The following is a 9214-nucleotide window of genomic DNA, read 5'->3' on the forward strand; positions in this document are numbered from 1 at the left end:
TGGCACGCTGTTGAGTTCTCAAGGAACGGACGCTTCCTTTGTACTCACCCGAGAGACTCTCTCAGGCTTTCCTCCGGGCGCTTCCCTTCGGTCTTACGTTTCCGACTCTATCAGACTCTTTCGTGTCCGACTTCCTCGGTGCTTTCCAGGTTTCCGCTTTCGCGTTTCCCTTTCCGGCGGTTCCGACTCTATCAGATCCTTTCGGGCCTGATTCCCAGTCAGCGAGGCTTGTCTTCGCGGCTGTTGGGCCGTTCCGACGTCCCAAACTTTAGCGGATCCTCTCGGCAGTTCCTAATCGGGCCGCCGAGCCCCAATCGAATTGAATTCGGGCACGCCGAAATCAATCCCGTTGGGAGATCGTTTTGCTGGTTTGGGTGCCGCATCCGCGGCGGAGGTGCCGCCGCAGAACCGTTACGGCTCCGTGGCAACTCGAAGAACTTTACGTACCTGCCAGGGTGAAGTCAACCCACCCTGTCAAGATCTTTAATCGAGATCGCTGAGCCGGCCGCCCGCGTCCGGCTGGGCGTGCTCCACACGTCGTAGGAGACGGGTCAGCACCTCGCCCAGGACGCAGCGCTCGTCGGCGGAGAGGTCCTGGAGCAGGTCGTCCTCGAAGACCGTGGCGAGCCGCATCGCCTCGAGCCACTTCTCTCGCCCCTCGTCCGTCAGCTCCACGATGACGCGGACACGATTCGACTCGTCGCGCTCCCGGGTCGCCAGCCCCTCCGCGACCATCCGGTCGATGCGGTGGGTCATGGCGGCCGGGGTGAGCCCCAGCCGCTTGGCGAGTTCGCTCGGGCCCATGCGGTACGGGGCGCCGGAGAGGACGAGGGCCTTGAGGACTTCCCACTCTGCGTTGCTGATGCCGAGCGCGGCGGTCTGGCGCCCGTAGGCGACGTTCATCCGCCGGTTGAGGCGGGACAGCGCCGAGACGATCTTCTCGACCTGGGGGTCGAGGTCCTGGAACTCGCGCTGGTAGGCAGCGATCTGTTCTTCGAGTGTCGGCTCACTGACGCCGGGGGTGTCGCCCATGGTCGCAGTATCGCACGGTGTCGCTTGGCGTTGAAGTCCTTCGGGGTGTACAGTTCAACTTCTAACTTTAGCTTCGAAGTCTTCAGATCTGCATCCATGCGTCGGCAACATGTGCCATGGACACACGACCCCGGACTTCACGACCAAGGCAGGTGAAAGTGACCAGGGCGAGGGGCGCAGCGATGCGCCGGATCCACGTGGGCAACGCACTCGGCGCGTTCGGGCTCGGCTTTACGGTCCCCTTCCTCTACGTCTATGTGGCGCAGGTGCGGGGACTCGGCTCCATGACGGCGGGCATCGTGCTCGCCGTCTTCGCCGTGGCCGCTCTGGTCGTGCTGCCGTTCGCCGGGCGGGCCATCGTCCGGCGCGGCCCGCTGCCGGTCCTGCTCGCCGCCCTGGTCACCGCTGCCTTCGGAGCACTGAGCCTTGGTCTCGCGGGCAGCGCGACGACCGTGCTGCTGTCGGCGGCGGCGCTCGGTGCCGGACAGGCCGTGATGCAGCCGGCGCTCGCGACGATGATCGTGGACTGCTCCACGGCGGAGACGCGGTCACGTGCGTTCGCGACGCAGTTCTTCCTGCAGAACCTCGGGCTCGGCGTGGGCGGGCTCATCGGCGGCCACATCGTCGACCCGACGCGGGCGAGCTCATTCATCCTGCTGTTCTCGATCGAGGCGGCGATGTTCCTGCTGCTCGTCGTGATCATGGCGACCGTACGGATGCCGCACGCGCCGAAGGTCGAAGGCGCACCGCGGGCCAAGGGCGGCAGCTGGAAGCAGCTGCTCGGCAACCGGGCCATGGTGCAGCTGTCCGTACTGGGCTTCGTGCTGTTCTTCGCCTGCTACGGACAGTTCGAGTCGGGGCTCTCGGCGTACGGCGTCGAGGCGGCCGGAATCTCCACGTCCGCGCTCGGTACGGCGATGGCGGCGAACACGGCGATGATCGTGGTCGCGCAGTTCGCGGTGCTCAAGTTCGTCGAGCGCCGCAAGCGGTCCAGGGTGATCGCCGGGGTCGGGCTCATCTGGGCCGTGGCGTGGCTCGCGGCCGGGTACGCGGGTCTCGGGCACGGCAGCCAGACCATGGCGACCGCCGCGTTCGTCTCGACGTACGCGCTCTTCGGGCTCGGCGAGGCGATGCTGTCGCCGACGGTCGCGCCGCTGGTCGCCGATCTGGCGCCGACGGGCATGGCCGGTCAGTACAACTCGGCCTTCGCCCTGGTGAAGCAGCTCGCGCTGGCGGTCGGTCCGGCGGTGGGCGGCCCGATGGGGGCGTCGCTGCACGGCCCGTACATCGTGACGTTCCTTCTCTTCTCGCTCGGCATCACCTTCCTGGCCGTGCGCCTCGGACGTCAGCTCACCCCCGTACAGAACCAGCCGTCGCTCGCGAAGAGCCGGGTGGTCGCGCAGGGCGGGGCGCCGGCCGAGCCGGTGCCGGCGAGCGCCTGACGGACGGACGTACAGACGTCCACACGACGGCCGCCACCACGTTTCCGCGAGGTGGCGGCCTTTTTGCGTGTTCAGCGGATCCCTGTCACCAGGTTGGCCGTGAACGGGAGGGTCGCGCTGCCGTCGGAGGCGGTGCGGTCCGCGAGGTGGGCGTGGACCGCGCGGCCCGCCCCTACGAGGGCGTCGTCGCCGGCGTGGTCGACGATCGCCTGGCCCCAGGACGTCGACGAGAGCTGGCCGAAGGTGTACTCCGCGAGGGGCGGGAAGGCGATGCCGAAGGTGACCTCGCGGGAGGTGACGTCGTGGAAGCCGGCGGTGCGCAGCGCGGCGGTGAGGCGGTCGGCTGTGCCGGAGAAGGCGCCCTCGTAGTTCGCAGCGAGTTGCGGGCCGCCGTACTCCTTGACTGCCTCGTACTGGGCCACGAAGTACGGGATCCGGTCCCTGGCCGCCCAGGTGGTGGCGGCGAAGCGGCCGCCCGGGCGGGTCACTCGGGCCGTCTCCGCGAGGGCGGCGGCCAGGTCGGGGAAGAACTGGGCGCCCTGCTGGCAGACGACCGCGTCGAAGGCGGCGTCCTGGTAGGGGAGTGTGTCGGCGGGTGCCGCGGTGAACTCGATGTCCGGGTACATCCGGGGTGCGTGTTCTGCGGCCACCCGGATCATGCCCTCGTTGATGTCCGCTCCCGAGACGCGGCCCGCCGGGCCCACCCGGGCCGCTGCCGCTCTTGCCGCGAAGCCGGTGCCGCAGGCCACATCGAGGACCGTGGCGCCGGGGAACAGGTCCACCGCGTCCAGGATCGTCTCCACGAAGGGCGCCATGAACGGCGCGGCGTATCGCTCGTAGCGCTCCGGAGCGCTCCCTCTGAGCTGAAAGCCCGTTTCGTCTGCCATGGGTGAGCTACTAGCACCGGGTGGGGCGGCGGGCCAGGGGGCACGCGGTGAGGGTGCGGCAGCACTTCGCGCTCGTCCTCACACTCCCCCGCTCTCGGCCTCGCTCGAGCGGGGGGACCCCTACGACGGGCTGGATTTCGCCAACGCGAACTCGCACCACACCGCCTTGCCGCCCCCTGGGGTGCGCCGTGAGCCCCAGCCGGAGGCGATCGTGGCGACTATGGCGATGCCTCGGCCGGCCTCGTCGGCGGGCTCGGCGCGACGGCGACGGGGGAGGTGGTCGTCGCCGTCGGTGACCTCGATGATGAGGCGCCGGTCGGTGCGCCGCAGGCGCAGGCGCATCGGCGGGGTGCCGTGCTGCAGGGAGTTGGCGACGAGCTCACTTGCGGCGAGCACGCCGAGATCGTGCAGCTCGACCGGAAAGCGCCAGCTCGTCAGCACGCCGGAGGCGAACGCACGCGCGCGTGGAGCCGCCTCCACGCCACCGAGCAGCTCCAGAGCGGCGTTCCGGAAGAGCTCGCCGTCGGGCCCCGTACGCGCCGGGTGCTGGAGGACCAGGACGGCCACGTCGTCGTCGTGGTCGGCGGTGACGCCCGCGGAGCGGACCAGGCGGTCGCAGATGACCTGTGGGGTGCCCGTGGCGCCGGCCAGGGCGCGCTCCAGGGAGGCGATCCCCTCATCGAGGTCCTCGTCGCGGCGCTCGACCAGGCCGTCCGTGTAGAGGACGGCGGTGGAGCCGGGGCCGAGGGGAACCGAGCCCGAGGCGTGCAGCCAGCCGCCGGTGCCGAGTGGGGGTCCGGTGGGTTCGTCGGCGCGGTGGACGGTGCCGCTCTCGTCGCGGACCAGGATCGGGAGGTGGCCCGCCGAGGCATACACGAGCCGCCCCTCGTTGGGGTCGTGGACGGCGTACACGCAGGTGGCGATCTGGTTGGCGTCGATCTCGGTGGCGAGTCCGTCGAGGAGCTGCAGGACCTCGTGCGGGGGCAGGTCGAGGCGGGCGTACGCGCGTACGGCGGTGCGCAGTTGGCCCATGACGGCCGCGGCGCGCACCCCGCGCCCCATGACGTCTCCGATGACGAGCGCGGTGCGGCCGCCCCCGAGGGTGATCACGTCGTACCAGTCGCCGCCGACCGCGGCCTCCGTGCCGCCGGGCTGGTAGGTGGCGGCGATGCGCAGGTCGTCGGGCTCCTCCAACTCCTGGGGGAGCAGGGAGCGCTGGAGGGTGACGGCCGTCTCGCGCTGGCGGCGCTCGCTGGCGCGCAGCCGTTCGGCGGCCTCGGCGTGGTCGGTGACGTCGATGGCGAAGATCAGTACGCCGCCGCCGTGGCCCTCCGGTGAGGGGTCGACCGGGGTGCAGGTGAACGTGTAAGAGCGGCCACCCGGCATCTTGCGGGACTTGACCGTGCGGGGCTTGGCGCTGCGCAGTACCTGGTCCAGGAGTGGGAGCAGACCGAGCTCGTCCAGCTCGGGCAGCGCCTCGCGCGCGGGCTCGCCGGCCGGCCGGGCGCCGAACGCCGCCGCGTAGGCGTCGTTGACGTAGGCGACGCGGTGCTCGGGGCCGTGCACGAGGGCGACGAGCGCGGGGACGCGGTCGAGCACCTCGCGCACCGGCAGCTCGTCGACGCCGAGGGTGGGCGGCGCGTCGCCGGTCAGCTGCTCCGCGCGGGCCGCCGGGACGGAGCCCTCCCCTCGCCGGTCCGGGGAGCCGGAGCCGTCCCCTCGCCGGTCGGGGGAGACCGTGGGTTCGGTCCGCGCTGCGGCGCGGCGCTGCGTTCCGGGGAGCCGGGCGCTCCAGCGCGTGAAGTTCACAGTGGGGAAAGCCTCGTGGTTAGAAGGGCGAGCGGTGGGCCCGCCCAAGGTCGTGGACCAGTCTGGCAGTGTGGCCGACCGGGCCGACATCCGTCAGACGTCGGCCTCTTCGGTGGAGTTCCTCGGTCCGGTCAGGACGACCCCTTCGGGTCGAGCTTCGGGTCGAGAGGATGCTTTCCACCGGCCGCGAGTTCGAACTCCGCACGGGGATGTTCGAGCGAACCGAGCGACACGATCTCCCTCTTGAAGAGCCCCGCCAGGGTCCATTCGGCGAGCACACGGGCCTTGCGGTTGAAGGTCGGCACCCTGCTCAGGTGGTAGACGCGGTGCATGAACCAGGCAGGATAGCCCCTCAGCTTGCGGCCGTAGACGTGTGCGACGCCCTTGTGCAGCCCCAGGGACGCGACCGAACCGACGTACTTGTGGGAGTACGTCTCGAGCGGCTCGTCGCGCAGGCAGTGCGCGATGTTGTCGCCGAGGACTTTGGCCTGGCGCACGGCGTGCTGGGCGTTGGGCGCGGTCTCCTTGCCGGGCTCCCCGGCGGTGACGTCGGGCACGGCGGCGGCGTCTCCCGCGGCCCACGCGTGCGTGACGCCTTCGACGGTGAGCTCGGCGGTGCACTTGAGGCGCCCGCGCCCGTTCCTCGGGAGGTCGGTGGCGGCGAGGATGGGGTGCGGTTTCACACCGGCCGTCCACACGACCGTACGCGTCGGGAAGCGCGCGCCGTCACTGAGTACGGCGACCCGGTCGGCGCACGATTCGAGGCGGGTCTCCAGGCGTACGTCGATGTTGCGGCGGCGCAGCTGGGTGATCGTGTACTTGCCCATCTCCTCGCCGACCTCGGGGAGGATGCGGTCGGAGGCCTCGACGAGGATCCACTTCATGTCGTCGGGCTTGACGTTGTGGTAGTAGCGGGCGGTGTAGCGGGCCATGTCCTCGAGCTCGCCGAGCGCCTCCACGCCGGCGTAACCGCCTCCTACGAAGACGAAGGTCAGGGCCGCGTCGCGGATCGCGGGGTCGCGGGTGGAGGAGGCGATGTCCATCTGTTCGATGACGTGGTTGCGCAGGCCGATGGCCTCCTCGACGGTCTTGAAGCCGATGGCGTAGTCGGCGAGACCGGGAATCGGCAGAGCGCGCGAGATGGAGCCGGGGGCGAGCACGAGTTCGTCGTAGGTGATCTGCTCGGCGCCCGCGCCCTCCTCCTCGGTGGCGAGCGTGGTGAGCGTCGCGGTGCGCTTGGCGTGGTCGATCGACTGGGCCTCACCGATGACGATCCGGCACTGGTCGAGAACCCGGCGCAGCGGGACCACGACATGGCGGGGTGAGATCGAGCCCGCGGCGGCCTCGGGAAGGAACGGTTGATACGTCATGTACGGGTCCGGCGTGACGACCGTGATCTCGACCTCGCCCCGCTTCAGTTCGGGCTTCAACTTCCGCTGCAGACGCAGAGCGGTGTACATCCCGACGTAGCCGCCGCCGACAATGAGAATGCGCGCACGTTCCTTCACCATCCCATGACGCACCCAGCTCTGGAGTTTGTCCACAGGCCCGGCAATTTGTGTGACCGGCCGCCGACAACGGGCAGGGTTGGCCGATTTGCCGGGGTGCGCGGAATATGCGCAGGTCAGCGGGGGTGAGGGGGATGCGCGCAGGGGGCGTAATCGGGACGTAACCGGCCCGTACTCCGATCGGGGGGCGCTCCGTGCGGAACCTGCCCCTTCTGAATTGACCCCCTCTCAACTATGTTCGTGTGTCGACGGGGTGTAGGGGGATGCGCTCGACGAGTCCGCAGGACGGGCTCGTGCACACAAGCTTGTTCCGCACGCTCCGGCCATCAATGGCGGGGAGAGTCTCCGGGGGGAGACGTCATTACCGGGGGAACGCTTATGCACATTCAGGACTCTCATTGGTCATCCGCGTCTGCCATCGCATCATCCGATGGCACGGTCGGCGCGGCAGCGAGCGGCTACGGCCGCGGTCCGGGTGAAGGATCGCGTACGACACCGCTGCGCGTGGACGCACAGCGCAATCTGGAGCACGTACTGCGCGCGGCGCGCGAGGTCTTCGGCGAGCTGGGATACGGCGCGCCGATGGAGGACGTCGCACGGCGCGCGAGGGTCGGTGTCGGCACGGTGTACCGGCGCTTCCCGAGCAAGGACGTCCTGGTGCGCCGGATAGCCGAGGAGGAGACCTCCAGGCTGACCGACCAGGCGCGTGCGGCGCTCGGTCAGGAGGACGAGCCGTGGTCGGCGCTCTCGCGCTTCCTGCGCACATCGGTCGCCTCGGGCGCGGGCCGGCTGCTGCCGCCGCAGATACTGCGGGTCGGCGTGGCGGAGGACGGGGTCGAGGACGAGGCGCGGGTGCCGCAGCAGCGGTCCCAGCCCACGCCCGAGCTTCGGCTCGTCGAACAGCGGCCGGCGCCCGAGGAGGAGTCGGTGATCGCGGCGGCGGACGACGCCGGGGCGGCGGCGCTGCTCGAGGTGGTGGGCCGGCTGGTCGAGCGGGCGCGCGCGGCAGGCGAGTTGCGGACGGACGTCACCGTGGCGGACGTACTGCTGGTGATCGCCACGGCGGCGCCCTCGCTGCCGGACGCCGACCAGCAGGCGGCGGCCTCGGCCCGGCTCCTCGACATCCTGCTGGAGGGGCTGCGCTCGCGCCCGGCGTGAGCGGTTCGCCGGGAACGGGGCCTTCCCGAGCGCGGGTACTGCGCCACTCGCGTACCGGGGACCGCGCGTCCCGTTCCACGCCATCCGGGGCATAGTGGCAACTCCCGTCCGAGGGACGTTGGTTGACTATTCCCCGAACGAGTGACGGCTAGTGCTGCCATGGGGGAAGTCCCCACGGACGAGTGGTTGGTCCGTACTACGGGCTCCCGCCCCTTGAGCGTGTGGCACTCTGTCCCGGTATTCGGGTCCGAGTGTGCAGGCGGGGGCTTTCCGCGATGAGCGTAGACGGGCGGGACGAGTCACTCGGTGACGGTGGCGCTGACGGCGGTACGGGATCCGGCGGGCCGACGTCGGGGAAGGTGCCGAGCCAGGGCGGGCCGCAGGGCGGCAGCCCGGCGCCGATGTCTTCAAGCGGCGCACCCGTCGGCGGCCTACCGGATCCCAGCGTGCCGTCGCAGCGCGACCGGCGTGAGGACGGCGTTCTACCGCCCGCCATCGCGCTGCCGCCGTCCGACGCCGATCTGATCGAGCGGATGCGCGCCGGCGACGACACGGCGTACGAGGAGCTGTACCGCCGCCACGCGACCGCTGTACGCCGCTACGCCCGCACCTGCTGCCGCGACGCGCACACCGCCGACGACCTCACCGCCGAGGTGTTCGCCCGCATGCTGCAGGCGGTGCGCGGCGGCAGCGGTCCCGAACACGCCGTACGCGCGTATCTGCTGACGTCGGTCCGCCGGGTCGCCGCGAACTGGACGAAGTCGGCGAAGCGGGAGCAGCTGGTCGACGACTTCGCGGTGTTCGCCGCGCAGGCCGCGCGCACCTCCGAGGTCTCCGACGACACTGCGTCCATCAGCTCATTCGGAGCGGGCCTCGACCTGGGCGCGGATGTGCGCGCGATGCACGAGGCCGAGCAGTCCATGGCCATGCAGGCCTTCCGCTCCCTGCCGGAACGCTGGCAGGCCGTGCTGTGGCACACCGAGGTCGAGGACGAGTCTCCGAGCGACGTCGCCACACTCTTCGGGCTCGACGCCAACGGCACCCGGGTGCTCGCCAGTCGCGCCCGCGAAGGACTCAAGCAGGCCTACCTCCAGGCGCATGTCAGCGCCACGCTCGCTCTGGACGAGGAGTGCGCGCGCTACGCCGACCGGCTCGGCGCCTACGCCCGCGGCGGGCTGCGCACCCGTGCCGAACGCGGGCTGCGCAAGCACCTCGAGGAGTGCGCAAAGTGCCGGCTGGCCGCGGGCCAGATCGAGGAAGTCGCCAGCGGGATCCCCGGGGTCGTGCCCGTCGCGGTCATCGGCTGGTTCGGTGCCGCCGGGTACGCGAAGGCCGTCGCGCTCATCGCCGGTGGCGCGGGAGCGGGCGCGGCCGGAGC

7 protein-coding genes are annotated in these 9214 nt (G+C 70.7%); 3 read left to right on the top strand and 4 right to left on the bottom strand.

The window, feature by feature from the left end; all coding sequences use genetic code 11:
• Positions 1-483: 483 nt before the first annotated feature.
• Positions 484-1032, bottom strand: coding sequence for a MarR family transcriptional regulator (locus tag AB0D27_RS44115; protein WP_362520957.1), 549 nt, complete (start codon positions 1030-1032; stop codon positions 484-486).
• Between the two features lie 182 nt (positions 1033-1214).
• Here AB0D27_RS44115 and AB0D27_RS44120 point away from each other — a divergent pair, with 182 nt between their 5' ends.
• The gene (locus AB0D27_RS44120) at positions 1215-2474 is read left to right on the top strand and encodes an MFS transporter (RefSeq protein WP_362520959.1); all 1260 of its coding nucleotides are present in this window, start codon (positions 1215-1217) and stop codon (positions 2472-2474) included.
• 71 nt (positions 2475-2545) lie between these two features.
• On the opposite strand, the gene AB0D27_RS44125 is transcribed toward AB0D27_RS44120, so the two are convergent.
• From AB0D27_RS44125 to AB0D27_RS44135, 3 genes are all read right to left on the bottom strand, one after another.
• On the bottom strand, positions 2546-3361 hold the full coding sequence (locus tag AB0D27_RS44125; protein WP_362520961.1) for a methyltransferase domain-containing protein: 816 nt from the start codon (positions 3359-3361) through the stop codon (positions 2546-2548).
• Between the two features lie 120 nt (positions 3362-3481).
• Complete coding sequence (locus AB0D27_RS44130) at positions 3482-5170, bottom strand: SpoIIE family protein phosphatase (protein ID WP_362520964.1); 1689 nt, start codon at positions 5168-5170, stop codon at positions 3482-3484.
• 131 nt (positions 5171-5301) lie between these two features.
• Positions 5302-6681, bottom strand: a complete 1380-nt coding sequence (locus AB0D27_RS44135) for an NAD(P)/FAD-dependent oxidoreductase (protein ID WP_362520966.1) — start codon at positions 6679-6681, stop codon at positions 5302-5304.
• 375 nt (positions 6682-7056) lie between these two features.
• Here AB0D27_RS44135 and AB0D27_RS44140 point away from each other — a divergent pair, with 375 nt between their 5' ends.
• Both AB0D27_RS44140 and AB0D27_RS44145 read left to right on the top strand, forming a co-directional pair.
• Entirely contained in the window at positions 7057-7836 is a 780-nt protein-coding gene (locus AB0D27_RS44140; RefSeq protein ID WP_362520969.1) for a helix-turn-helix domain-containing protein, read from the top strand.
• Between the two features lie 275 nt (positions 7837-8111).
• Positions 8112-9214: sigma-70 family RNA polymerase sigma factor (locus AB0D27_RS44145; protein WP_362520972.1), on the top strand; the 1103-nt coding region annotated here is incomplete at its 3' end.

The sequence above is a fragment of the Streptomyces sp. NPDC048415 genome (assembly GCF_040651675.1).
In the GTDB taxonomy this organism is placed as follows: Bacteria; Actinomycetota; Actinomycetes; order Streptomycetales; family Streptomycetaceae; genus Streptomyces.

Coding starts and splice junctions, on each gene's coding strand:
- AB0D27_RS44115 (WP_362520957.1), bottom strand. CDS start 1,032: ATGGGCGACACCCCCGGCGTCAGTGAGCCGACACTCGAAGAACAGATC.
- AB0D27_RS44120 (WP_362520959.1), top strand. CDS start 1,215: ATGCGCCGGATCCACGTGGGCAACGCACTCGGCGCGTTCGGGCTCGGC.
- AB0D27_RS44125 (WP_362520961.1), bottom strand. CDS start 3,361: ATGGCAGACGAAACGGGCTTTCAGCTCAGAGGGAGCGCTCCGGAGCGC.
- AB0D27_RS44135 (WP_362520966.1), bottom strand. CDS start 6,681: ATGGTGAAGGAACGTGCGCGCATTCTCATTGTCGGCGGCGGCTACGTC.
- AB0D27_RS44140 (WP_362520969.1), top strand. CDS start 7,057: ATGCACATTCAGGACTCTCATTGGTCATCCGCGTCTGCCATCGCATCA.